The 25,794-nt window shown below is 63.2% G+C and carries 17 protein-coding genes; 12 read left to right on the top strand and 5 right to left on the bottom strand.

Annotation, left to right across the window (positions count from 1 at the left end; translation table 11 throughout):
• Positions 1 to 233 precede the first annotated feature (233 nt).
• The 8 genes from IAE39_RS22660 (at position 234) to IAE39_RS22625 (ending at position 10,872) form a co-directional block, all read left to right on the top strand.
• Positions 234 to 1,163 carry a malate dehydrogenase gene (locus tag IAE39_RS22660; RefSeq protein WP_201206724.1) on the top strand — a complete coding sequence of 310 codons (930 nt, stop codon included), beginning with the start codon at positions 234 to 236 and terminating at the stop codon, positions 1,161 to 1,163.
• Between the two features lie 157 nt (positions 1,164 to 1,320).
• Positions 1,321 to 1,857: a sigma-70 family RNA polymerase sigma factor gene (locus tag IAE39_RS22655; protein WP_201206722.1), complete on the top strand. Its 537-nt coding sequence runs from the start codon at positions 1,321 to 1,323 to the stop codon at positions 1,855 to 1,857.
• Positions 1,854 to 2,819, top strand: coding sequence for a FecR domain-containing protein (locus IAE39_RS22650; protein WP_201206720.1), 966 nt, complete (start codon positions 1,854 to 1,856; stop codon positions 2,817 to 2,819). The genes IAE39_RS22655 and IAE39_RS22650 overlap by 4 nt, the downstream gene beginning before the upstream one ends.
• A 90-nt stretch (positions 2,820 to 2,909) precedes the next feature.
• On the top strand, positions 2,910 to 5,345 hold the full coding sequence (locus tag IAE39_RS22645) for a TonB-dependent siderophore receptor (RefSeq protein WP_201206718.1): 2,436 nt from the start codon (positions 2,910 to 2,912) through the stop codon (positions 5,343 to 5,345).
• Positions 5,346 to 5,588: 243 nt separating this feature from the next.
• Positions 5,589 to 6,086: an RNA polymerase sigma factor gene (locus IAE39_RS22640; RefSeq protein ID WP_201206716.1), complete on the top strand. Its 498-nt coding sequence runs from the start codon at positions 5,589 to 5,591 to the stop codon at positions 6,084 to 6,086.
• A 5-nt stretch (positions 6,087 to 6,091) separates the two neighbouring features.
• Positions 6,092 to 7,021 carry a FecR family protein gene (locus IAE39_RS22635; protein WP_201206714.1) on the top strand — a complete coding sequence of 310 codons (930 nt, stop codon included), beginning with the start codon at positions 6,092 to 6,094 and terminating at the stop codon, positions 7,019 to 7,021.
• A gap of 354 nt (positions 7,022 to 7,375) precedes the next feature.
• Positions 7,376 to 9,742: a TonB-dependent siderophore receptor gene (locus tag IAE39_RS22630; RefSeq protein ID WP_201206711.1), complete on the top strand. Its 2,367-nt coding sequence runs from the start codon at positions 7,376 to 7,378 to the stop codon at positions 9,740 to 9,742.
• A gap of 77 nt (positions 9,743 to 9,819) precedes the next feature.
• On the top strand, positions 9,820 to 10,872 hold the full coding sequence (locus IAE39_RS22625; RefSeq protein WP_201206709.1) for a transketolase-like TK C-terminal-containing protein: 1,053 nt from the start codon (positions 9,820 to 9,822) through the stop codon (positions 10,870 to 10,872).
• Between the two features lie 2 nt (positions 10,873 to 10,874).
• Here the strand turns inward: IAE39_RS22625 and IAE39_RS22620 are convergent, their stop codons facing one another.
• A complete protein-coding gene (locus IAE39_RS22620; RefSeq protein WP_201206707.1) occupies positions 10,875 to 11,321 on the bottom strand; it encodes a MarR family winged helix-turn-helix transcriptional regulator in 447 nt (148 codons plus the stop codon).
• 166 nt (positions 11,322 to 11,487) lie between these two features.
• Here IAE39_RS22620 and aceE point away from each other — a divergent pair, with 166 nt between their 5' ends.
• On the top strand, positions 11,488 to 14,160 hold the full coding sequence (aceE, locus tag IAE39_RS22615; protein ID WP_201206705.1) for a pyruvate dehydrogenase (acetyl-transferring), homodimeric type: 2,673 nt from the start codon (positions 11,488 to 11,490) through the stop codon (positions 14,158 to 14,160).
• Between the two features lie 15 nt (positions 14,161 to 14,175).
• On the opposite strand, the gene IAE39_RS22610 is transcribed toward aceE, so the two are convergent.
• The 4 genes from IAE39_RS22610 to IAE39_RS22595 form a co-directional block, all read right to left on the bottom strand.
• Complete coding sequence (locus IAE39_RS22610; RefSeq protein WP_201206703.1) at positions 14,176 to 15,129, bottom strand: arsenic resistance protein; 954 nt, start codon at positions 15,127 to 15,129, stop codon at positions 14,176 to 14,178.
• Between the two features lie 106 nt (positions 15,130 to 15,235).
• The gene (locus tag IAE39_RS22605; RefSeq protein WP_201206701.1) at positions 15,236 to 15,922 is read right to left on the bottom strand and encodes a hypothetical protein; all 687 of its coding nucleotides are present in this window, start codon (positions 15,920 to 15,922) and stop codon (positions 15,236 to 15,238) included.
• Positions 15,923 to 15,972: 50 nt separating this feature from the next.
• Positions 15,973 to 17,226: a serine hydroxymethyltransferase gene (gene glyA, locus IAE39_RS22600; RefSeq protein ID WP_201206699.1), complete on the bottom strand. Its 1,254-nt coding sequence runs from the start codon at positions 17,224 to 17,226 to the stop codon at positions 15,973 to 15,975.
• Between the two features lie 338 nt (positions 17,227 to 17,564).
• A complete protein-coding gene (locus IAE39_RS22595; protein WP_201206697.1) occupies positions 17,565 to 21,395 on the bottom strand; it encodes a sensor domain-containing protein in 3,831 nt (1,276 codons plus the stop codon).
• 248 nt (positions 21,396 to 21,643) lie between these two features.
• On the opposite strand from IAE39_RS22595, the gene IAE39_RS22590 reads away from it, so the two are divergent.
• The 3 genes from IAE39_RS22590 to gdhA all read left to right on the top strand — a co-directional run bounded on the left by IAE39_RS22590 (position 21,644) and on the right by gdhA (position 25,685).
• Positions 21,644 to 22,060 carry a hypothetical protein gene (locus IAE39_RS22590; protein ID WP_201206695.1) on the top strand — a complete coding sequence of 139 codons (417 nt, stop codon included), beginning with the start codon at positions 21,644 to 21,646 and terminating at the stop codon, positions 22,058 to 22,060.
• A gap of 304 nt (positions 22,061 to 22,364) precedes the next feature.
• Positions 22,365 to 24,032 (top strand): energy-dependent translational throttle protein EttA, encoded by a 1,668-nt coding sequence (gene ettA / locus IAE39_RS22585; RefSeq protein WP_201206693.1) that lies wholly within the window; start codon positions 22,365 to 22,367, stop codon positions 24,030 to 24,032.
• A gap of 312 nt (positions 24,033 to 24,344) precedes the next feature.
• Entirely contained in the window at positions 24,345 to 25,685 is a 1,341-nt protein-coding gene (gene gdhA / locus IAE39_RS22580) for an NADP-specific glutamate dehydrogenase (RefSeq protein ID WP_201206690.1), read from the top strand.
• Positions 25,686 to 25,794 lie beyond the last annotated feature (109 nt).

Genomic DNA, 25,794 nt, shown 5'->3' with positions numbered 1-25,794 from the left:
TGTAGGAGCGGGTTCACCCGCGAAGCAGGCGACGCGGTGGATGGCACCGGCTTCGCCGGTGTTCGCGGCTGAAGCCGCTCCTACAGGGATCTTGGCAGCTTTCGGGTTCGTGTATGACAGTGCTCCTGCAGGTGCGGCGAATCACCTTTGGGTGGCCTTTTAGCCCCAGCGGGCAATACTTCTCTCTATACGCAGGCGTGTTCCTGGTGGCGCGCGCCGCTGGGAGGTGTCTGGTGAACAAATTGACAATCGTGGGTGCCGGCCTGGTCGGCGAGGCTGCGGCGCAGATCATTGCGCGCGATGAGTTGTGCCGTGAACTGGTGTTGATGGATGTGCAGGGTGAGCTGGCGCAGGGCAAGGCGCTGGATGTGTGGCAGGCCGCCGTCGAGTCGGGTTCCGATACCCGGGTTTACGGCGGGGCCAAGGCCGAAATGCTCGACGGTTCCGAGCTGGTGGTAATTACCGCAGGTGTGCCGCGCAAACCCGGCCAGTCGCGCCAGGATGTGCTGAGTATCAACCTGCCGATCCTCGACGGCATCATGGCCGATATCAAACAGCACGCACCTTCAGCAACGGTGCTGGTAGTGTCCAACCCGGTCGATGTGCTGACCTATCGCGCCTGGAGCATCAGCGGCCTGGGGCGCGACAAGGTGTTCGGCCAGGCGGGGGTGCTGGATACCGCGCGCATGAAGTGCTTCATTGCCGAACAGACCGGGTTTTCTGCCCGGGACATCACGGCGCTGGTGCTGGGCGGGCACGGCGACAGCATGGTGCCGCTGATGCGCTACTGCCAGATAGGCTCGGTGCCGTTGTCCCACTTCTTGTCCGCAGAGCAGATCGAGCAGATTGTCGAACGCACGCGCAAGGGCGGCGGCGAGATTCTGGGCTTGAAGAAGATGGGCAGCGCCTGCGATGCACCGGGCGTGGCCATTGCGCAGATGGTCGATGCCATCGCCAAGGGGCGAAACCGCATTTTGCCGGCGGTGGCGATCCTTGAGGGTGAATACGGGCGCAACGACATCGCCATGGGTGTGCCCTGTGTACTGGCAGAACAGGGGCTGGTGCGGGTGATCGAATTGCCGCTGGATGCGCAGGAGCAGGCGATGTTTGACCACTCTGCGGATCAGGTGGCGCGGGATATTGCCGAGATGAAAGCGATTTGAGCGAAGCGGGGCTTGGTCGCCGGTGTGCACACTGGTGGCTACGCCCTATCGCGGATCGACAGCACTGCTGCTGGGGCGAGTGCCCCCACCAATTGCCCGTGCCCATTCATCCAAGCTACCATTGCTAATAATTCCTATTAGCATAGTGGCACCCCCCATGAATGCCCCTCCCAACCCACCAGCCCCGGGTTTCGAACTGGAGCAACTCTACCGTTCCCACCACGGCTGGATCCGTCAGTGGCTGCAGCGCAAGCTCGGCAATGCCCACGATGCGGCGGAGTTGGCGCAGGATGTGTTCGTGCGGCTGCTGAGCAAACCTCGCGCATTCAATGACCACGAACATGCCCGTGCGTACCTGGGGCGCATGTCGCGCAATGCCTGTGTGGATTTCTGGCGGCGGCGGCGGGTGGAGCAGGCTTACCTGGAAGTGCTGGCCAGCCAGCCCGAGCAATTTGCGCCGTCGCTGGAGCATCAGGCGGTCATTCTCGAAACCCTGGGGCAACTGCAAGCCATGTTCGAACGCATGCCCAAGCGGGTGGCCGAGGCGTTTTCCATGGCGCAATTGCAGGGCATGAAGCAACGCGAGATTGCCGAGCAGTTGGGTGTGAGCGAGCGCACCGTGAACAGCTATCTGGCCCAGGCGATGTACCAGTGCCTGTTGCTGGAAGCCGAACTGGATGACTCGCTGGCATGAGCCGGGGGCAACTCGACCATGCCGTGCTGCAAGCGGCCGCTGGATGGTTCGCGCGGCTGCACGCGGCGGGCAATGACGCCGCAACCCAGGCGCAATGGCAGGCCTGGCTGACCGCGGATGCGCGGCATCGCCTGGCCTGGTCCTACGTGGAAAACATCAACCAGCGCTTCGGCAACCTCGATGGCCAGGCAGAGCAGGCGCGGCAGGTGTTCGACAGCGTTCGCAGTCAGCGGCAGTCGCGTCGTGCTGTACTCGGCAGCCTTTGTGTGGCGGGCGCGGCTGGCGTGTTGGGGTGGGGCGGCTGGCAGCGCGGTTGGGTGGACTCGCCACGCGCCTGGTTCGCCACTTATCGCACTGGCTTGGGTGAAGTGCGACCGCTGACGCTGGCCGATGGCAGCCAGCTGTGGCTGAACGGCGGCACGGCACTGGATGTGCAGTTCGATGACGGCGTGCGGCAACTGCGCCTGTACCGTGGCGAAATCCTGATCGAGACCGGCAACGACCCTCGGCCACTGTTGGTCGAGACGCGGGCAGGGCGCATGCAGCCGCTTGGCACGCGGTTCAGCGTGCGGGATCAGGGGTTGGCCACGACCTTGAGCGTGTTCGCAGGCGCGGTGCAGGCAACCTGCTCCGGCAGCGGCGTGCAAACCACGCTGGGCGCCGGGCAGATGCTGGTGTTCGATGCGCAGCAGGCGGGCACCTCGACCGCCGCACAGGCCCTGCGTCAGGACTGGAGCCGTGGTGTGCTGGTGGCCGAAGACATGCCGCTGGGCCAGGTCGTCGACGTGCTGCGCGACTACCGCCACGGCCACTTGGGCATGGACCCTGCACTGAACAGCTTGCGGGCGGTGGGCACGTTCCCGTTGCTGGATACCGATCGCACCTTGGCCATGCTCGAGCGTGCGCTACCCATTCGGGTGGTGCGCACCTTGCCTTGGTGGGTCTCGATCGAAGCGAGCTGAAAGTTTTTCAAATTTCTTTTTCTGGTTTTGCGACGCTCATGCGCTTGGTGGGATGACGCTACTTCATTCCACCTCCGGAAGGACCCTTTCATGCTGTCTCGCCACCCCGTTTCCTCGCGCCATCATCCGCTGGCCCTGGCCATCCTCCTTGCCCTTGGCTGCCACGCGGCCACCGCCCAGGCCGAAAGCAACGGCGCAGCAGCGCAAGGTGTGCTGTTCGACATTCCGGCCGGGCCGCTGGCACGGCAACTGAACCTGCTGGCTAGCCAGGCAGGTTTTTTGATTGGTGGTAATGCCACGCTCACCGCCAACAAGCAGAGCCAGGGGGGGCACGCCAGCAGTGTCGAGCAGGCGTTGGCGCAAATGTTGGCGGGCAGTGGCGTGGAGGCGGTGCGCACCGGCGAGCGGGAATTCCAGCTGGTGCCACAGGCGGAGGGCGCAGCCGGTGCCGTGACCCTGGGCAGCACCACCATCAGCGGCCAGGGCCTGGGCGATACGACAGAAGGCACCGGGGCCTACGCTACCGGGCGTTCGTCCACCGCTACCAAACTGTCGATGAGCCTGCGCGAAACGCCGCAGTCGGTCACGGTGGTCACCCGCCAGCGCATGGATGACCAGAACATGCAGAACCTTGATGACGTCATGCGTAACGCCACCGGCGTCACCATCATCAAGAGCGGCACCGAGCGCTCGGTTTACCAGGCCCGCGGGCAGTCGGTCGAAAACCTGCAGATCGATGGCGTGCCGACCAACATCGGCAACCCGTACTCGATGGACACCATCTCCAAGCCCAACACCGACATCTACGACCGTGTGGAGGTGGTGCGCGGCGCCACCGGCCTGATGGAGGGGGCGGGCAACCCCTCGGCCTCGATCAACCTGGTGCGCAAGCGGCCCACCGCCGAACCCCAGGCGTTGATCGAAACCTCGGTTGGCTCCTGGGACGCCTACAAGACCATGGTCGACCTGTCGGCGCCCTTGAACGAAGCCGGCACCGTGCGCGGCCGCTCGGTCATTACCTACAACAATGCCAACAGTTACCTGGACACGGCCCAGAAGGAAAACCAGCTGTTCTACGGCATCATCGAGGCCGACCTGGATGAGTCGACCCTGGCCACCTTCGGCTTCACCTACCAGAAGGAACGCAACCCCGGTTATGACTGGTCGGCCCTGCCCAGCAAGGAGAGCGGCGCGTTCTACCCGATGTCGCGCTCTACCTCGCTGACCGGTGACTGGAACCACCTGGACAAGCGCAACACCACCCTGTTCGCCGACATCCAGCACACCTTTGCCAACGGCTGGAAGGGCGTGGTGGCCGTGAACCAGATGTGGGCCAAGTCGGACTTCCTGGGCAACTACACCTACCCCGGCGGTGGCACTGACCTGTTCACCCTCAACCCACGCCACTTTCGCTTCGATGACACCCAGACCAGCATCGATGGCTATTTCACGGGCCCGTTCCAGCTGCTGGGCCGCCAGCATGAGCTGATTGTGGGAGGTAACTGGAACAAGGACGACTTCGACTACCACGGCGGGCGCGATGCCACCTACCGCTACATCGTCGACATGAACAACCTGGCAGCGTTCGACCCGCCCGCGCCAACCGCGCTCAACGTCAACCAGTGGCAGTACAACCGCACCCAGGAGCAAAAGGGCGTGTATGTGGCCAGCCGCTTCAGCCTCACCGACAGCACCACGTTCCTGCTCGGCAGCCGCCTGAGCTGGTACAGCCACGATTCACTGGATGACACCAATGGCGTACGTGAGTCCACTGACTACCGGCATTTTTCCAGGAGTGGTGAAGTGACGCCCTATGCGGGGCTGGTTCAGGACCTGAACGAAAACTGGTCGGCGTACGTCAGCTACACCGAGATCTTCAAGCCGCAGAGTGCCCAGGCTACCGATGGCAGCATGCTCGCGCCGATGACCGGCAGCAATTATGAAATCGGCTTGAAGGGTGAGTTCCTGGACAAGCGCCTGCAAACTGCCATTGCGCTGTTCCAGGCCGACCAGACTGGCCGGGCGGAAAAGGTGACCTGCGAGATGAGCTTTTCTTGCTACCGCGCATCGGACAAGGTGCGCAACAAAGGTATCGAGCTGGAGCTGACCGGTGAGATTTTGCCGAACTGGAACCTGTCGGCGGGGTACACCTATACCCAGTCGAAATACATCGGCGGTGAGCAGAAGGGCGAAGACTTCAACGGCGCCTCGCCACGCCACTTGTTCAAGGTGGCAACCGACTACCGGCTGCCAGGCGCACTCGACCAGCTACGTGTGGGTGGCAGCTTCTACGCCCAGAGCCGGATGACCCAGACCGAGGTTGGCAAGGACTACAAGATTCGGCAGGAGGCGTACCACCTGACCAACCTGCATGCGATCTACGAGATCAGCAAGCACCTTGAGCTGCAGTACAACCTGGATAACGTGTTCGACAAGAAGTACTACCAGACCCTGGGCAACCCCAACTACTGGAACTTCTATGGCGAGCCGCGCAACTTCAATGTGGCGTTGCGGGCCAGGTTCTAAGCCCGGAGCCATACATTGTGTTGGATGCTTCGCGGGTGAACCCGCTCCTACAAGGCACCGCAGTCCCTGTGGGAGCGGCTTCAGCCGCGAAGCAGGCGGCGCGGTGGATGGCACCGGCTGCGCCGGTGTTCGCGGCTGAAGCCGCTCCCACAGATGGGGAAGGTGCTGTCGCGATACGTTGTAAATGAAAACCCTTATCGTTAAAGTCAGCGCCTTCTTCCCCCGTCCGGGTTGCCCTTACGCATGAAGACCGAAGAGCTGGAACTGGCTTTCAAGACCCATGCCGGGGAGCTGCGCGCGTTCCTGTATCGGCAGCTGCGCAACACCGACACCGCCGCCGACCTGGTGCAGGAAACCTACCTGCGCATGCTACGCCAGCCGCCCCGGGGCCCGGTGCTGAACCTGCGTAGCCTGCTGTTCCGCATTGCCCGCAACCTGGTCATCGATCACACCCGCAGCCGTGGAACGCGGGGGCAGCATGACGAGGGCATGGCCTACCTGTACGAAGTCACTGGCGAAAGCCCCGAGCCGTTTGCCGAGGTTGCCGCCCGGCGCGAGCTGGCGCGTATGGCCGAGGCGTTGCAGCGCCTGCCGCCGCGCTGCCAGGAGATCTTCCTGCTGTGCCGCCTGGAAGGCCTGGCGCACAAGGCGGTGGCCGAGCAGTTGGGGGTTTCTGTGAGTACGGTCGAGAAGCAGCTGGCCATTGCGCTGGACTTTCTGGGCCAGAGTTTGCAACGTTGATGGCCATGCACAAGCCTTCCGCTCCCCTCGACTCTTCACCTGACGTACGCCGGGCTGCCCAGGCCTGGGTGCTGCGCCTGACTTCGGGAAATGTGCAGCCCGCTGATGTGGAGGCCGCACGGGCCTGGTGCGCATTGGCGCCGGAGCATCAGCAGGCATTTGTCGAAGCACGGCGGCTGTGGGCGTTAAGTGGGCAACTGCAGGCGCCAGTACAGCGGCGGGCGCCGGCCCGGCAGTGGGCGCTGGCCAGTGCGGCTGTGCTGGTGTTGGGTGTGGGCTTGGCGCTGGCCTGGCACGGGCAGTGGGGGGCGGATTATCGCACTGGGGTAGGGGAGCGCCGGGTTGTCGCGTTGAGCGATGGGTCGCGCATCAGCCTGGCTGCCGAATCGGCGGTGGATGTCGAGCTGACGGCGCGGGCGCGGCGCATCACCTTGCGCACAGGTGAGGCGGTGTTTGACGTGGCGCATGATCTGGCCCGGCCTTTTACGGTGCAGGCCGGCGACGTGCAGGCCACGGCGCTGGGTACTGTTTATGCAGTGAGCCGCGAAGGTGCGGCGGTGGATGTGCTGGTCCGGCGCGGGCGGGTGGCAGTCAGTGATCCAGCGGACCGGGTCGAGCTGGTTGCCGGTGAAGCGGTTGGCACGCTCACGGGCCGGTTGGGTGCCAAGCATGGGCTGGATGTGGAAAGCGCGTTGGCCTGGCAGCAGGGCCGGCTAGTGTTCGAGCAGGCGCCGCTGGCTCAGGTGCTCAAGGCGCTGGAACGGTACCGGCCGGGGTGGCTGCTGGTAGGGGATGAGCGGCTGCGCGGGCTGAAGGTAAGTGGCACCTTCCAGCTGGACCGGCTGGATGAAGGGCTGGCGACGTTGGAGCAGGCGTTTCCGTTGAGGGTCAAGCGGTATTCGGAGTATCTGCTGGTGTTCGAAGCACGGGACTGAATGCGCAAAACCGACGCTATCCCCTGTAGGAGATCGCCCAGCCCTTTGTGCTGCGCTGTCGCGCAGAGAACTGAGTTCGCAAGCGGTCCGCTCCCACAGGGTCCCTGCTAATTCAATGAGTTATGTGCAGTTCTATGAGAGCGGCCTTGCGTCGCGATGGGCTGCAAAGCAGCCCCAGGGTTTCAGTGCAGATGCACAGAGAGCCGGGGCTGCTCTGCAGCCCATCGCGACGCAAGGCCGCTCCTACACCGGGCTGCGTCAGGCAGGATAAGCATTATTTTTACGGGTCCGGCGTAGTCATCCGTCATCCCTGTTCAAAAGCGAATAATTCGTATTTGAACAGGGGGAGTGTTGATGAACCGAAGGCAATTCCGCAGGGCGTCGCTGGCGCCGTTTTCGTTGCTGTGTGCGCTGCTGCCGGGCCTGGCCCTGGCTGAGCCGCGTGAGTTCGACATCGCCCCGCAACCCTTGGCCAGCGCGCTCAACCGCCTGGCTGCGCAGGGTGGATTGCAGGTGATTTTCGATGGCAACCTGGTGCAGGGCAAGAGCAGCCGTGGCATCAATGGCCGGCACGAGCCGGAAGCGGCACTGTCCGAACTGCTGCAAGGCAGTGGCCTGACCTGGCGCTCCACCGGCAGCGCCAGCGTCACCCTGGAGCCTGCTGCGCAGTCTTCCGGCACGCTTGAGCTGGGTGCAACCTCCATCGTAGGCCAGGCCTACAGCTCGGTCAGCCCGGACGACGGCTATGTGGCCAGGCGCTCCTCGGTTGGCAGCAAGACCGACACCCCGCTGATCGAAACCCCGGCCTCGGTATCGGTGGTCACCCGCGAGCAGATCGAGGCCCAGCAACCCAAGACCGTGGCCCAGGCGTTGCGCTATACACCGGGGGTCAATACTGAACTGGCCGGCCCGCAGTTCGTCGTCGACCAGTTGTCCATTCGCGGCTTCCAGCAGGGCACCGGGCGCATGTTGCGCGATGGCACCCGCACTTTCCTGCCGGAGTTCCTCGGCTGGGACGCACCAGAACCCTACGGCCTGGAGCGCATTGAGGTGCTGCGCGGCGCCAGCTCGGTGCTGTACGGGGCTTCGGACCCGGGCGGGCAGATCAACCTGGTGAGCAAGCGCCCCACCCAACAGCCGCTGCGCCAGGTGCAGTTGCAGGCAGGCAACCTCAACTACCAGCAAGGCGCTTTCGACCTCGGCGATGCGCTGGATGATGAGGGCGTCTGGAGCTATCGCCTGACCGGCCTGTTCCGTGAAACCGACGCGCAAACCGACCACATCACCAACCGCCGGCAGTACATCGCCCCGGCGCTCAGCTATCGCCCCAGTGCCGATACCGAGTTCACCCTGCTCGGCGAATACCAGCGCCAGACCGGCAACTTTGCCAATGCGTTGCCGGCCAGCGGCACGGTGTTCCGTGATGCGCGTGGCCGGCTGGACCGTGACACGTACGTCGGTGACAGCGCTTATGACTTCATGACCAACGAGAAAACCTCGCTGGGCTATGTGTTCGAGCATCACTTTGACGAGGTGTGGACCCTGCGCCAGAACCTGCGCTACAGCAACTACCGCCAGGCCAGCAGCGAGATTGCCTTGTTCGGCCCGGCGGGCGGCGGGCAGTATTCGCGCTACAGTGACGCGCGCAAGGGCGACGGCCGCCTGTTCACCGTCGATACCCACGTGCAGGCCAACTTCGCCACCGGGCCGGTGGAGCACACCTTGCTGACCGGAGTGGACTACAACAACGGCAAGTTCGACCAGCAGCAGTCGCTGGACTTCATCCTGCAAAGCTTCGATCTGTTCCAGCCAGTGTACGGCCAGCCGCTGGATACGGTGCCGTTCAGCTTTGCCAGTTACCAGCAAAAGCTGTCGCAGACCGGCGTGTACCTGCAAGACCAGTTGCGCATCGACAACTGGGTATTGCTGCTGGGGGGGCGTTACGACTGGGCCGCCAACCAGAAAGACGACCGTGCCCCGCAAACCCAGAAGGACGAGAAGTTCAGCGGCCGCGCCGGGCTGGTCTACCTGTTCGACAACGGCCTGGCGCCGTACCTGAGCTACAGCGAGTCGTTCCTGCCGGTGATGGGCACCACGGCAGACGGCGCCCAGCTCGACCCGGAAACCGGCAAACAGTACGAACTGGGCCTGAAGTACGAGCCGCCAGGCAGCAACAGCCTGTATACCGTGGCCGTGTTCGAACTGACCCGGCAGAACGTCACCGAGAACATCAACGGCTTCAGCCGCCAGGAAGGCGAGGTGCGTTCACGCGGCGTCGAGCTGGAAGCCAGAACCGAGCTGGCGCCGGGCTTGAACCTGATCGGCAGCTATACCTGGAATGATGTTGAGGTCACCCAGTCCGATCGTGGCACCCAGGGCAACACACCGTTCCGTACCCCGGAGCACATGGCTTCGCTGTGGGCCGATTACCAGCTGCAGGGCGGGCCGCTTGACGGGCTGCGGTTGGGCGCTGGCACGCGCTATGTAGGCAGCACCTATGGCGATGCGCAGAACAGCTTCAAGGTCGACAGCTATGTGCTGGTGGATGCCATGGTCAGCTACGAGCTGGGCAAGCTGGATGCGTCGCTCAAGGGCGTGGAGCTGGCGCTCAATGCCAGCAACCTGTTCGACAAGGAATACGTGGCCGGCTGTTTCAGCGACCTGGGCTGCCAGTACGGGCAACAGCGCACGGTATACGGGAGTGTGACCTACAACTGGTAAGGGGGATTGTTGTTGCAATTGCAACTTCATTGCGCTATCACATGATGCACGCGCCTGTGCATCGAGGGATTTTTGCAATGGACAACCTGGGCCTTCAACGCACCACCCGCACCGAATCCGCAGCCGAAGCCTGCATTCGTCATGTCGACGAGTCGGCCCGGCTGCAGGGCTCGCGCAGTTCGCCGCTGTATTCCGTGCTGGACCTGATCAAGCGCATGCGCAAGGACCCGCAGGTCGGTGGCCAGTTCTGGCTGATCGATGACCGTGCCAGCGAGCAGCAGCCGGATACACCGGTCAGTACCTGGCCGCTGTGGTTCAGCAAAAGTGCCCGTGCCGACGAGCGCCCGATGCTTTACCTGACCCAGTCGTCCACGTCGGCGCGCTTGGCGATGCTGACCAACCAGACGGCGCAGCGTGGCATCTTCCTCAACGATATCGAGTCGAGCCCGTCGCGCTGGGCCAAGGGCGCGCACCCGTGGTTGCCGATGTGGCTGGCGTCGAACCCGCAGTGCATGCCTTATGACCCGGCCTGCGGCGACGAGGCCAGGGTGATTCTCGGTGGTGCTTTGCGCGAGCTGTACCTGAAGGGGCTAACCGGTTTTTGCTACATGACGTTGCATGACGAACCGGGTGACACGCTTGAATGTGATCGCAGCCAGGCTTACCTGGGCATGTATCCGCTGTTGCGCGAGGCTGGGGGTACTCCCCAGGTACGGCTGCTTGGGGCCGGGCAGATGTTGCGCGAAGTGCAGGCTGCAGCCGAGTTGCTTGAACATGACTGGGGGGTGGTCAGCGAGATCTGGAGTTGCCCGAGCTATACGCGCCTGGCCCGTGATGCTGCAGCGGTGCAGCGTCGGGAGCGTCGCCAACGCCGTTCGTATCTGCACCACTGCCTGGGCAGCAGCCAGCTGCCGATCATCGCGGTCACCGGTTATGCAGAGTTCGTCGCCGGGCAACTGGCCGGGCATGTCAGCGCGCCATTCACTGCGCTGGGTGCCGATACTTTGCAACCGGGCCAGCGCCCCGATCGGCACTGGATCACTTACCTCGCCTTGCAGTCGCTGGCCCGGCAGTCAGTCATTGACGCAGGTGTGCTGGACCAGGCCTTGCAGCGTTACAACCTGGGCTGAGCCTAGCGTGAATACTGACGGGCGTTGCCGATAGCGCCTTCCAGGGCGTCGGAAAAGGCTTTTTGCTGTTCCTCGTCGAACTGGGCCAGGAACAGTTCATCGACCGCCTGCTTGTAAACTTTCCACATGCGCTTGCGCAGCTTGCGGCCGCTGTCGGTGATCTGCGCCACCGCGCCGCGGGCGTCATCCAAGGCCTTGATCCGCTCGACCAGGCCTTCCTTCTCCAGCCGGTCGACCAGGCGGGTAAGGTTGTAGCGCTCGATCGCCATCACATCTGCCAGCTCGTGCATGCGCCGGCAGCCGTCGGTGCCGCTCTCGATGCCCCAGAGTGCGTCGTACCACGCATAAGGGGGCAAGTCCTGCTCGCTCAGGCGGCGTTCGATTTCGCGGATCAGGCTGCGGTGGGCGCGGACGAAGCTGAACCAGAGGTCCGGGGTCTTGCTCGGCATGTGATATCCCAAAATTGAAAATGTTGTTGCTTTTGCAACATTTTTTGCCTTGCGTGCTTTGTTGCAGTTGCAATCATATCGTCCCGGGGGCTAAATTCAATTGCACTTGCAACAACTGGCTGCCCGCGATCACGCCCGCACGCCAATCAATCAAGGAGATTGCGCCATGGTTCGAAATGCCCTGCTTCATGATGCCGACCCGCAAGAAACGCGGGAGTGGATCGATTCGATCGAGTCCGTCGTAAAAGTAGAAGGCCGCCCACGTGCGCACTTCCTGATCGACAAGCTGCTGGACTTCGACGTGTCGCTGCACGGCGACTTGCACGGCCGCATCACCACACCCTACGTCAACACCATCAGCCCGGAGCGTGAACTGCCTTACCCCGGCGACCTGGAAATCGAGAAGCGCCTGAATGGCTACATTCGCTGGAACGCGCTGGCCATGGTGCTGCGCGCTGGCAAACACTCCAATGTCGGCGGCCACATTGCTACCTATGCGTCGGCGGCAGTGCTGTATGACGTGGGCTTCGACCATTTCTTCCGTGGCCGCACTGAGCAGTTCGCGGGTGACCTGGTGTACATCCAGGGGCACTCGGCGCCCGGTATCTATGGTCGCGCCTTTACTCAAGGGCGCCTGACCGAAGAGCAACTGGACAACTTCCGCCGTGAAACCGACCGCGATGGTATTTCGTCTTACCCGCACCCGCGGCTGATGCCGGACTTCTGGCAGTACCCGACGGTGTCGATGGGCCTCGGGCCGATTACCTCGGCGTACCAGGCGCGTTTCATGCGTTACCTGGAGGACCGTGGCCTGAAGGAGCACCAGGGCCGCAAGGTATGGGCCTTCCTCGGCGACGGCGAGATGGACCAGCCGGAGTCGCTGGCGGCCATTTCCCTGGCCGGTCGCGAGCGGCTCGACAACCTGATCTTTGTGGTCAACTGCAACCTGCAGCGCCTGGACGGCCCGGTGCGCGGCAACAGCAAGGTGATCCAGGAATTCGAGGCCATCTACCGCGCCGCCGGCTGGAACGTGATCAAGGTAGTGTGGGGCAGCGGCTGGGACCGCCTGTTGGCCAAGGATGCTACCGGCTTGCTGCGCCAGCGCATGATGGAATGCGTCGATGGTGAATACCAGGCCTTCAAGTCGCAGGATGGCGCCTATGTGCGCGAGCACTTCTTCGGCAAGTACCCCGAGCTGCTGGAAATGGTCAGCGACATGACCGACGAGCAGATCTGGAAGCTCGCCCGGGGTGGCCACGACCCGGTCAAGGTGTACAACGCCTATGCCAGTGCGGTCAGCCACACAGGGCGCCCGACTGTTATCTTGGCCAAGACCGTCAAGGGCTTCGGCCTGGGGGAGGCGGGCGAGGCGCAGAACATCAACCATCAGTTGAAGAAGATCGGCGAGTCCGCGGTCAAGGCGTTCCGCGACCGTTTCAGCCTGGACCTGTCTGATGAGCAACTCGGCGACTTGCCGTACCTGCGCCCGGCCCCGGGCAGCGTTGATGCCAATTACCTGAAGGCCCGCCGCGAGGCATTGGGCGGTCAGGTGCCGGCACGGCACGCCGCGATCGAGCCGTTGCAGGTGCCGTCACTGGCGGCACTGGAAAGCCATACCAAAGGCACCAACGGCCGGGCGATTTCCACCACAATGGCCTTCGTCCGCCTGCTCAGCGCCTTGCTCAAGGACCCGAACATCGGCCGCCAAGTGGTGCCGATCGTGCCGGACGAGTCACGCACCTTCGGCATGGAGGGCATGTTCCGCCAGGTGGGTATCCACTCGCACGTCGGCCAGCTGTATACCCCGCAGGACGCCGGTACCTTGTCGTATTACAAGGAAAGCATCGACGGCCAGATCATGCAGGAGGGCCTGAACGAATCCGGGGCGACCTCGTCGTGGATCGCGGCCAGTACGGCCTACGCCAACCACGGCGTGATGGCTGTGCCGTTCTACATCTTCTACTCGATGTTCGGCTTCCAGCGGGTCGGTGACCTGCTATGGGCGGCAGGTGATGCCCGCGCCCGTGGTTTCTTGCTGGGCGCTACCTCCGGGCGCACTACGCTGATGGGCGAGGGCTTGCAGCATGACGATGGCCACAGCCACGTGATGTCGGCGACGGTGCCGTGCTGTGTGTCCTACGACCCGACCTACGCCTACGAATTGACGGTGATCATCCAGGACGGCATGCGCCGCATGTATGCCGAGCAGGAGGACATCTATTACTACATCACCGTGCTCAACGAGAACTACGCGCACCCGGACATGCCCGAAGGTTGCGAGCAGGGCATTCTCAAGGGGCTTTACCGTTTGCCGATCGAGACCAAGGTCGAGGATGCCCGGCGCCGTGTGCAGTTGATGGGCAGCGGTGCAATCTTGCCTGAGGTGATCGCGGCGGCAGAAATGCTTGAGCGGGACTATGGCGTAGGCAGCGAGATCTGGAGTGCCACCAGCCTGACCGAGCTGCGCCGTGAAGCGCAGGCAATCGAGCGCTGGAACCTGCTGCACCCACTGGAAGCGCCCAAGGTGCCGTATGTGAGGCACGTCATGCAGGGCCATGCCGGCCCCGTGGTGGTGGCGACGGACTACATCAAGATCCACGCCGACCAGATCCGCCCGTGGCTGGATGACCGGCGTTTCGTTGCGCTGGGCACCGACGGCTTTGGTCAGTCCGATACCCGTGAGGCGCTGCGCCGGCACTTCGAGGTCGACCGCCAGTTCATCGTGCTGGCCGCGCTCAAGGCGCTGGCCGACGAGGGGGTTGTCGAGCGGGCGCTGCTGGCCAAGGCGATCGAAGCCTTGGGTATCAATGCCGACAAACCGGACCCTGCCAAAGTGTGAGTAGAGCGCGGCGGGTCAGCGCACCAACCGGGGCACTGCCCGCACGTAGATCAGTTCGGCCACCAGTTCGAGCAGTGTCTGGGTGATGACGGCCGCTGCCGCCAGGCTGCGCATGTTTTCAGGCAGTGCCAGCGCCAGCGGCAGCACCACCAGCGAGTTGCGCGTGGCGGCGCTGAAGGTCACCGAGCGTGCCTCGGTGGCCGGCAGGCGCAGCAGCCGGGCCGAGACGAAGCCAATGGCTGGCGCCAGCAGCATGAAGCCGATGTACACCGGAATCACCGGCAGCAAGCGCTCGAAGTCGTGCAGCACCACGGAAATTTGCGAAGCGATCACCACCACCAGCACCAGGGCCATCGCCGGTACCGGCAGCCAGGCCCAGGCATCGTTCCAGGCCGAGACTGCAGGTAAACGACGAGCGCCGGCGCTGGTGAGTACGGCAAGCGCCATCGGCAGTACGATCAACAGCACGAAGGCTTCCACGAACGGGGTGATGGAGATGGCCACGTTACTGCTGTCACCCAGCATCAGCGCCAGATACAGCGGTAGCAGTAGCAGTTGCAGCAACAGCAGGACAGGGGTTGCGGCCAAGGTCAGGCGCGAGTCGCCCTTGCCGATGTGGGTAAACACCACCACGTAGTCGATGCATGGTGTGAGCAGTACCAGCAAGGCACCGACGAGGATCGCCGGGTGTGCGACCAGGCCGCGGGTAATGGCCCAGACCAGCAGTGGTACAAGGATGAAGTTGGCCAGCAACAGGGCGCCGATGAAGCGACGGTTGCCCAGACCTTGGCGCAGGTCGAGGAAAGGGATCTGCAGGAACATCGCGTACATGAGCACGGCAATGGCAGGGGTGACCAGCGCTTCTAGGTGGTGTGCGGTATCTGAGGCCAGCAGCCCCAAGGCGACTGCGCTCAATACGGCGGCGAAGTAGATGGGGATCTGCTGGGTTTCGAGCTGTTCTCTAGTCAAGCTTCGGCCTGTGTCCGGTCGGGTTGAAAGGGACGAAGGGTAATACGTGACGGCCCTTGCGTGCCAATAACGCGGTGTACGAATCTGGCCATAGGGCAAGTGAGGTTCAATTTGAGTCGAGCCAGTCAACGCCTGGCTCTTGTATTTGCAGGGTCACAGAACCTTGGTGCGCGCCGGGGTAGCAGGCCAGAAAGCCACCGACCGGGTACAGGTAGTGCACTTCCAATGGGTGCCCGGCCTCACTTTGCAACTGAATTTCATGGGCAGTGTCTTCGCACTGGGTCAGGTCGAAGCATTCACCCGTATCAGCATCGGTCACCTTCCATAGGCATGGGTCCTTGGCCAGGATGGGGTGAACATTCACCAACCCATAGGCCGTAGTGAATACCCCATCGCCAAAGTGCTTTCCGCTGCGGACGTAAAGCCGGTAACCGTTGTCGAAATGCCGAAAATAAAGCACAAGCGGTTCGGCGGGGTCGCCTTTCCCGAACGTGACGAGTCCTGAGCCTTGGCCAAGTTGCCAGTCTTCGTCGGAGCAATTGAGCATGCCGATGGTACGCGTGCCGTCGAAGCCGGCGCCGGTGCCGTCAACCGGGTTGGTCAGAATAATCGGGCCTGTGCAAAAACTGTCAAAGGTGTTGAGTGGGCATCCGTCTAAATGAAGGGTTGCGGTAAATGACAACGCTTTGTGGTCTGCCATGGTGAGCCTCTGTTTGCTATCAAGGAGGCTGCAGGCTAATGAAGCGTGAATGATGTGCGCACCCGGAACAGGTTCCGCGAACATCGCCAGCATGAAAAAGCCCGGCACAATGGCCGGGCTTTTTCATATCAGGCGATGGCTGATCAGTTGCCGTAAACCGGCAGCTTCTTGCAGATGGCCTTGACCTTCTCACGCACGGCGTCGATCACCGCTTCGTTGTTCAGGTCTGCCAGGATGTCGCAGATCCAGCCGGCCAGTTCCTTGCACTCGGCTTCCTTGAAGCCACGGGTGGTAACGGCTGGGGTGCCGAAACGCAGGCCCGAGGTGACGAAAGGCGAACGTGGGTCGTTCGGTACCGAGTTCTTGTTCACGGTGATGAAGGCTTTGCCCAGGGCGGCGTCAGCGTCCTTACCGGAGATTTCCTGCTTGATCAGCGACAGCAGGAACAGGTGGTTCTGGGTACCGCCGGAAACCACGTCGAAACCACGCTCGATGAACACGCCGGCCATGGCCTGGGCGTTCTTCACCACTTGCTGCTGGTAAGCCTTGAACTCAGGCTGCAGGGCTTCCTTGAAGCAGATGGCCTTGGCCGCGATAACGTGCTCCAGCGGGCCGCCCTGGGCGCCCGGGAAGACAGCGGAGTTCAGCTTCTTCTCGATGTCGGCGTTGGCACGGGCCAGGATCAGGCCGCCGCGCGGGCCGCGCAGGGTCTTGTGAGTGGTGGTGGTAACCACGTCGGCGAACGGCACAGGGTTCGGATACACGCCTGCGGCAACCAGGCCGGCAACGTGGGCCATGTCGACGAACAGGTAGGCACCGACCTTGTCGGCGATTTCGCGGAAGCGGGCGAAGTCCAGCACCTGCGAGTAGGCCGAGAAGCCGGCAACGATCATTTTCGGCTTGTGTTCTACCGCCAGGCGCTCGACTTCGTCGTAGTCGATCAGGCCGTTGCCGTCGATGCCGTACTGGATGGCGTTGTACAGCTTGCCCGAGGAGCTTACCGAGGCACCGTGGGTCAGGTGGCCACCGTGGGCCAGGCTCATGCCCAGGATGGTGTCACCGGCCGACAGCAGGGCCAGGTAGACGGCAGCGTTGGCCTGGGAGCCGGCGTGCGGCTGGACGTTGGCGTAGTCGGCGCCGAACAGCTCCTTGGCACGGTCGATGGCCAGTTGCTCGACGACGTCGACGTACTCGCAACCACCGTAGTAGCGCTTGCCTGGGTAGCCTTCGGCGTACTTGTTGGTCAGCACCGAACCCTGGGCTTCCATGACTGCCGGGCTGGTGTAGTTTTCCGAAGCGATCAGCTCGATATGCTCTTCCTGGCGCAGGGCTTCTTGCTGCATGGCTTCGAAGAGCTCGGCGTCGTACTTGGCAATGGTCAAATCACGGCTGAACATGGCGGTCCTCAAGGATCGGGGTAGTTTGGGGGGGCATTCTAACCGATTGATCCGCGGCTGGCATATGAAGTGGCATCAAGTCGCGGACCAATGGGCTTCATGTTGCATCCCGCGCGGTGTCTGGGCTGGGCGGGGGCAGGAGTTGACTCTAAGGTCCGTTTTTCCCGGCGCAGATTCCAAGCCTGACGCGGTCCCTGTAGGAGCGGCCTTGTGTCGCGAAAGGACCGCAAAGCGGTCCCGGCGATGTCGGCGGCGAAGCTGCAATCGTGGGGCCGCTACGCGCCCCTGTCGCGACACAAGGCCGCTCCTACAGGGACCGCGCGAGCTTGCAGGCAGCATCAATGGAACATGAACAACGTCTCGTTGGCGAACTGCGCCTCGAACTGATGCGCCGGCATCGGCCGCCCGAACAGGTAGCCCTGCACTTCGTCGCACCCGTGCTCGCGCAGGAACTCCAGTTGCTCGTGGGTTTCCACGCCCTCGGCAATCACTGCCAGGTTGAGGCTGTGGGCCATGGCGATGATCGCCCGGGCAATCTGTGCGTCTTGCTCGCCCTCGGGCAGGCCGTCGACGAAGGTGCGGTCGATCTTCAGCACGTCGATCGGGAACTGCTTGAGGTAGTTCAGCGACGAATAGCCTGTGCCGAAGTCATCCACGGCAATGCTCAGGCCGAGGTTTTTCAGGCTGGCGAGAATCTGCAGCGCCTCGTTCACCTCGCGCATCAGGATACTTTCGGTCAGCTCCAGCTCCAGGCACGCCGGTGGCAGCCCGCTTTCCTCCAGGATGGTGGCAATCCGCGTGCCCAGTTGGCCGTCGGAGAACTGCCGTGCGGAGATGTTCACCGACACCTTCGGCACGCGCACCTTGGCCTTGTGCCAGGCCTTGAGCTGGCGGCTGGCCTCGCGCAGTACCCAGTCGCCCACGTCCACCACCAGGCCCAGCTCCTCGATCACCGGGATGAAGTCGCCTGGCGGCACCAGGCCGCGCGTCGGGTGGCGCCAGCGCAGCAGCGCTTCGGCACCGGTCAGGCGCTTGCCGTCGCCGCTGAACTGCGGCTGGTAGTAGAGGATGAACTCGTTCTGCTCCATGGCATGGCGCAGGTCGCTTTCCAGTTCAAGGCGTTCCAGGGCGCTGGCGTTCATCTCCGCCTGGTAGAACTGGAAGTTGTTCTTGCCGCGTTCCTTGGCGTGGTACATGGCGGTGTCGGCGTTTTTCATCAGCTGGCTCAGCTCGCTGCCATCCTGCGGGCTGAGGGCGATACCGATACTGGCCGTGACGAAGAATTCACGGCTTTCCAGCACGAACGGCCGCACCAGGCTGCCAAGGATGTTCTCGGCCACGTGGATGGCGCGGTTCAGGGCCATTTCGCGGGTCGGGCGTGGTTGCAGCAGCAGGGTGAATTCATCGCCGCCCATGCGCGCCACGGTGTCGTCGTCGTCCACGCAGGCCAGCAGGCGCAGGGCCATGTCCTTGAGCATGCGGTCGCCGGCGGCATGGCCGAGGGAGTCGTTGATCGGCTTGAAGCGGTCGAGGTCGAGGAACATCAGCACCACCCAGGCCTTTTGCCGCTCGGCCTGCTGCAGGGCGTTGTACAGGCGGTCCTGGAACAGCGTGCGGTTGGGCAGGTGGGTGAGGGCGTCGTAGTAGGCCAGGCGGTGAATGCGTTGCTCGCTGGCCTTGCGTTCGCTGATGTCGGTGAAGAAGCACACGTAGCTGGCCAGGTCGCCTTCATCATCCAGTACTGCGGTAATGCCGACCCAGGCCGGGTAGTGGTCGCCATCACGGCGCTTGAGCCACACCTCGCCTTCCCAGCTGCCGCGCTGGTGCAGTTGCTTGACCACATAGCGCAGGTGGCCTTCCTGCTGTTCGTCGACGGTGAGCATGCCCGGCAACTGGTCGAGTACGTCGCTGACCGCGTAGCCGCTGACGCGGCTGAACGCTTCGTTGGCCTGCACGATATAGCCGGCCGGGTCGGTGATGAGAATCGCCGAGGTGGAGTGCTCGAATACCGTCGCGGCCATGCGCAGGTCTTTTTCCGCACGGCGTTGCTGGCTGATGTCGCGGCCCACCCCGAGCACGCCTTCGAAGCGCTGGTCGTCGTCCCACACCAGTACCAGGCGCAGCTCGATCGGGATCTTGCGGCCATCGCCGCGCAGGCAGTCGAACAGGAACAGCTGGGTGGGCAGTTGGCTGCGCAGTTGCGCCAGTTGGGCAGGGTCGCCCATGGCGTTGCTGACGCGCTCCATCAGGCTGTAGATGCCGGTGAGCTGGGCCGGGTTGGCGATGATCGACTGCCAACCGTTGGCGAAGATCCAGTCGGCCTGGTAGCCCAGTACGTTTTGTACCGAAGGGCTGACATAGTTGAGTTTGAGCAGGCTGTCGGTGGAGAAGATCACGTCGCTGATGCTCTCGGCGAGCATGCGGTAGCGTTGCTCGCTGTCGCGCAGCGACTGGCTGGCCTCGATCTGCACCGTGACGTCTTTGCCGACGCCGATGATGCGGGTTACCAGGCCTTCGGCGTCGCGGGTCAACACCTGTTCGCGAATGTCATAGCAGCGCCAGCCACCATCACGGTGGCGGAAGCGCAACTGGCAGTGCAGCGGTTGGTCATGGCCGCTGTCGCGCTGTTGCTGGCGCAGTGCCTGGTAGTGCGCGGCGTCCTCGGGGTGCAGCAGCAGTTCCCAGAAGCGATCGCCCATCTGTGCCAGCTCGGTACGGTCGTAGCCCAGGGTCTGGCCGAGGTGGCGATTGCTGAAGATCATCCGCTGGCTGAACACGTCCTGCACGTACAGCTGGTCGGGTACGGTGCGCACCACGTCCGACCAGAAGCTTTCGCGTTCCAGCAACGACAACTCCACCTGCTTGCGGCTGGTGATGTCGCTGATGCTGAGGATCACCGCCTGGTAATCACGGCGCTGCAGTGGCAGGCGCGCCATCAGCCACAGGTGCAGCTCACCGCCCAAGGGGGCCGGCAGGCGCACTTCCAGCTCCAGCAACTGGCGTTGCTCGATCAGTGCGTCGATCAGTTGCATGCCGACGCTGTCGCGGCCATCGCCGGTGCCGTCGATCAGCCGCTGCCAGGCACCTTCGTGGCAGTCGATGTTCAGCAGCTGGCGCGCTACCTGGTTGACCTCGGTGATCTTCAACTCCAGCAGCAGCGAGCGGCGCAGGTTCGGGTCCAGCGCCAGGCTGTGCTTGAGTGACGCGCGGTTGCGCAGGTGGTAGCGGTCGAGCTGGCCGGGCAGGCTGGACAGGTCAAGCACGCACAGGGCCACGCCGGTGCCTTCGAAAATTTCCTGGTAGCGCCGGCGGTCTTCCTGCAGCGCGCGCTGGCGGCGGCGCATGTTGATCAGCGCCAGCACCGGCAGCAGGGCGCAGACCAGCACCAGCAGGCATTTGCCGATCAGTGCCGGCAGCAACTTCTGCTGGGCCAACTTGGCGTCGAACAAGCCGCGCAGTTGCCAGGTGCTGTTGTCGATGAACGCCAGCATTACACTTTGCAGCGGCGCATTACTGGTGTCGGCTGGGGCATGGCGTTGCAGCACCTCGCCGCTGCGGCTGTTTTCCAGCAGCCACAACGGGTGGCCGCCACCATCAAGGTGCAGGGTGAGTTCGCGGTAGTAGTCCGGTGACAGGCGCAGCAACCAGTAGCCGCGGTCCTGTTCGGCGGCCTGGCGCAGCAGCAGGTACAGGGTGCGGTTGTCGGGCGAATTGGTGAAGAAGTATGGCCGGCCCTGGTTCAGCGTGAGCAGTTCGTCAAGCAACTGGCGGTCGGGGCTACCGGCCAGGCTGTCGGCGCGCAACTGCCCGCTGCTGTCCAGCCAGGCCACGCTTTGCAGTGCGGGCAAGCGCTCGCGCAGGGTCGTCAGCAGGCTGGGCAGGGCGGTGGGCGTCGGCGCATTGACGTACGGCTGCACAATGTTCACCGCCTGCTGGGCCTTGAACGCCATGTTCAGGCTCAGGTGGTCGGCCAGTTCCGCGGAGGCATCCAGGCTTTGTTTACGCAGGTCGGCCTGGGTGTGGTTGAACTGGGCGAACAGCTGCCACAGCAGCAGGCCCAGCAGGATCAGGGCCAGCAGCGCCAGCGCACCCTTGATCGACCCGCGCAGGGTAGCGGCGGGCGCCTGTGGCGCGGAACGCAGTGACGACGGATGAGTAAGATTGGTCAAGCGTTGATCCTGCGATTGGGCTGGCGATGGCAGGGACGGAGCATGCACGGTGTATGCCGGTGTCTGGCTGCCGCACCGCGGTGGCGCACTATAAGGCCGGACACCTGAAACGGGCTAGCATGCCTAGGATTATGGCAAAGTGCCAGCCATGTTGACCGATGGCGGCTGCCCGGTGGTTCGGCAAGCCCCTGCAACCTGTGCGAGAATAGCGCCCGCTATACATGACAACGCATCGGAGATGTTCGCTTTTGGTTACTCACTTTTCCTCCAATGGCCTCGATTCCGCCTGTGGGCGCAGCAGTCAGACCCTTGTCAGCACTGCCGTGACCGAGGACGTATCCTGCAAGTCTTGCCAGCGTTCGCTGGTCAAACCTGACGCGGCTGCCACCGCCAAGAGCAAGGCCCCCTCGCTGGCTGAACTGCGCAAGACCGCCAAGGCGGCAGCAGCGCCGGCAGTTGCCGTGGCTGAGGCAGTTGCGGCAAGCAAGCCTGCTGCAAAGGTTGTCAGTACTGCGCCTGCGGCAGCCAAGCCGGCTCAGGTGGTTGAGCAGCCGCCTGCCCGCAGCGGTGGCTTCAGTGTGAAATCCGCCTGGGCCGCGCGCCTGGCCGAGCAGGGCGACCGGTGCCGGTTGCCGCGGGGCAAGGCCCGGCAGCGTCACGTCTGAGCCATCCCGTTTGCTGTGCCGGCCCTTTCGCGGCTAAAGCCGCTCCCACAGGGACGGCACAGTGCTCGAAGTCTGTGATATCCCTGTGGGAGCGGCTTTAGCCGCGAAGAGGCCGGCACAGGCAATAAAAAACTCCCAGAGACCACTCTGATCCCACCCCACCATCGGCCCCTCCTATGCAACGCCGCGCGTTGGCGTAGAATGGTCGACTTTGTTCAATGACACCCCGTAAACACATCCCCCTGGCCACCGCGTGCCGGGGCGATCGTCGATGTCTTTACCTATCTGATTAGAGGGCTTGGTTTTGGCTCAATACGTCTACACCATGCATCGGCTGAGCAAGGTCGTGCCGCCGAAGCGGGAAATTCTCAAGAACATTTCCCTGTCGTTCTTCCCGGGCGCCAAGATTGGCGTGCTCGGCCTGAACGGCGCCGGTAAATCGACCCTGCTGCGGATCATGGCGGGCGTCGACAAGGAATTCGACGGCGAAGCCCGTCCGATGCCCGACATCAACGTTGGTTACCTGCCTCAGGAACCGCAACTGGACCCGAACAAGTCGGTTCGTGAAGTGGTCGAGGAAGCGGTCAGCGTCATCAAGGACGCCCAGGCCCGCCTGGACGAGGTCTACGCCGCCTACGCCGACCCGGATGCCGACTTCGACAAGCTGGCCGCCGAACAGGCCAAGCTGGAAGCCATCCTGCAGGCCGCTGACGGCCACAACCTGGAGCGCCAGCTGGACGTCGCTGCCGACGCCCTGCGCCTGCCGGCCTGGGACGCCCGTATCGAACACCTGTCCGGTGGCGAAAAGCGCCGTGTGGCCCTGTGCCGCCTGCTGCTGTCGGCCCCCGACATGCTGCTGCTCGACGAACCAACCAACCACCTGGACGCCGACTCGGTGGCCTGGCTGGAGCGCTTCCTGCACGACTTCCCGGGCACCGTGGTGGCGATCACCCACGACCGTTACTTCCTCGACAACGTCGCTGGCTGGATCCTGGAACTGGACCGCGGCGCCGGCATCCCGTACGAAGGCAACTATTCGGGCTGGCTGGAAGCCAAGTCGGACCGCTTGGCACAGGAATCCAAGCAGCAGAGCGCCCACGAAAAGGCCATGAAAGAGGAACTGGAGTGGGTGCGCAAAGGCGCCAAGGCCCGCCAGTCCAAATCCAAGGCCCGTCTGCAGCGTTTCGAAGAAATGCAGTCGCAGGAATTCCAGAAACGCAGCGAAACCAACGAGATCTACATCCCGGCTGGTCCGCGCCTGGGCGACAAGGTCATCGAGTTCAAGAATGTCACCAAGGGCTACGGCGACCGCGTGCTGATCGACAACCTGTCGTTCGCCATGCCTAAAGGCGCCATCGTCGGCGTGATCGGCGGTAACGGTGCCGGTAAGTCGACCCTGTTCCGCATGCTGATGGGCAAGGAACAGCCGGACTCGGGCAGCATCGAGATTGGCGAAACCGTGCAACTGGCCTGCGTCGACCAGAGCCGCGAGGACCTGGACGGTGGCAAGACCGTGTTCCAGCAGGTTTCCGACGGTTCCGACATGATCAAGATCGGCAACTACGAGATCCCGTCGCGTACCTACGTTGGCCGCTTCAACTTCAAGGGTGGCGACCAGCAGAAGTTCGTCAAGGACCTGTCCGGTGGTGAGCGTGGCCGCCTGCACCTGGCCCTGACCCTGAAGGAGGGCGGTAACGTCCTGCTGCTCGACGAACCGTCCAACGACCTCGACGTCGAAACCCTGCGTTCGCTGGAGGAAGCCCTGCTGGACTTCCCGGGCGCCGCGATCGTGATTTCCCACGACCGTTGGTTCCTGGACCGTGTGGCTACCCACATCCTGGCGTACGAAGATGACTCGAACGTGGTGTTCTTCGAGGGTAACTACACCGAGTACGAAGCTGACCGCAAGAAGCGCCTGGGCGATGCTGCTGCCCAGCCGCACCGTGTACGGCACAAGAAGCTGGCCCAGTAAGCCAGCTGCATGATGCACAAGAATGGGGCCCTGAGTGGCCCCATTTTTGTGCCTGGCTGAAAGCGTGCTGGCTTCTTCGCGGGTGAACCCGCTCCCACAGGGAAACCTGCTGCCTCAAGCCCTGAATAAGGCCCATGTGGGAGCGGGTTTACCCGCGAAGAAGCCACCGGTGAAGCTTGATTTTGTATACATTTATAGAAACGCACCAAATAATTTCAAAAAAACGACATTTCGCCCTATTCCGGTGCGATTGCTTCTTGGTACATTCGCAAAAAAACCAATAAGTCCAAACCCTTCGGTGAGATGTCTACCATGATCGAATCTGTCGACAATTTCCTTGCGCGCCTGCAACAGCGCGACCCTGGCCAACCCGAATTCCACCAGGCGGTGGAAGAGGTGCTGCGCACCCTGTGGCCATTCCTTGAAGCCAACCCCCATTACCTGCAGTCCGGCATCCTCGAGCGTATGGTCGAGCCGGAGCGTGCGGTGCTGTTCCGTGTGTCCTGGGTCGATGACCAAGGCAAGGTGCAGGTCAACCGCGGCTACCGCATCCAGATGAGCAGCGCCATTGGCCCGTACAAGGGTGGCCTGCGTTTCCACCCGTCGGTGAACCTCAGCGTACTGAAGTTCCTGGCCTTCGAGCAGGTGTTCAAGAACTCCCTGACCTCGCTGCCCATGGGCGGCGGCAAAGGCGGCTCGGACTTCGACCCGAAAGGCAAGAGCGACGCCGAAGTGATGCGCTTCTGCCAGGCGTTCATGAGCGAGCTGTACCGTCACATCGGCGCCGACTGCGACGTGCCGGCCGGTGACATCGGCGTGGGGGCCCGCGAAATCGGCTTCATGTTCGGTCAGTACAAACGCCTGGCCAACCAGTTCACTTCGGTGCTGACCGGCAAGGGCATGACCTACGGCGGCAGCCTGATCCGCCCGGAAGCCACCGGCTACGGCTGCGTGTACTTCGCCGAAGAAATGCTCAAACGCCAGGACAAGCGCATCGACGGCCGCCGCGTGGCGGTGTCGGGCTCGGGCAACGTTGCCCAGTACGCCGCGCGCAAGGTCATGGACCTGGGCGGCAAGGTGATCTCGCTGTCCGACTCCGAAGGCACCTTGTACGCTGAAGCCGGCCTGACCGACGCCCAGTGGGATGCGCTGATGGAGCTGAAGAACGTAAAGCGTGGCCGTATCAGCGAGCTGGCCGAGCAGTTCGGCCTGGAGTTCCGCAAGGGCCAGACCCCGTGGACCCTGCCGTGCGACATCGCCCTGCCGTGCGCCACGCAGAACGAACTGGGCGCCGAAGACGCCCGTACCCTGCTGCGTAACGGCTGCATCTGCGTGGCCGAAGGCGCCAACATGCCAACCACCCTGGAAGCAGTGGATATCTTCCTGGATGCCGGCATCCTGTATGCCCCGGGCAAAGCCTCCAACGCCGGCGGCGTGGCTGTGTCGGGCCTGGAAATGTCGCAGAACGCCATGCGCCTGCTGTGGACTGCCGGTGAAGTGGACAGCAAGCTGCACAACATCATGCAGTCGATTCACCATGCCTGCGTGCATTACGGTGAAGAGGCGGATGGCAAGGTCAACTACGTGAAGGGTGCGAACATCGCTGGCTTCGTGAAAGTGGCGGATGCGATGTTGGCGCAGGGCGTGGTCTGATTCGAGATTGTCGGGGCCGCTTTGCGGCCCTTTCGCGACGCAAGGCCGCTCCTACAGGGGACCGCGATTTCCTGGGTGATCGCGATCCCTTGTAGGAGCGGCCTTGCGT

Source organism: Pseudomonas sp. S37 (assembly GCF_016658545.1).
Taxonomy (GTDB): domain Bacteria; phylum Pseudomonadota; class Gammaproteobacteria; order Pseudomonadales; family Pseudomonadaceae; genus Aquipseudomonas.
This window is presented reverse-complemented; position numbering and strand designations above follow the sequence as displayed.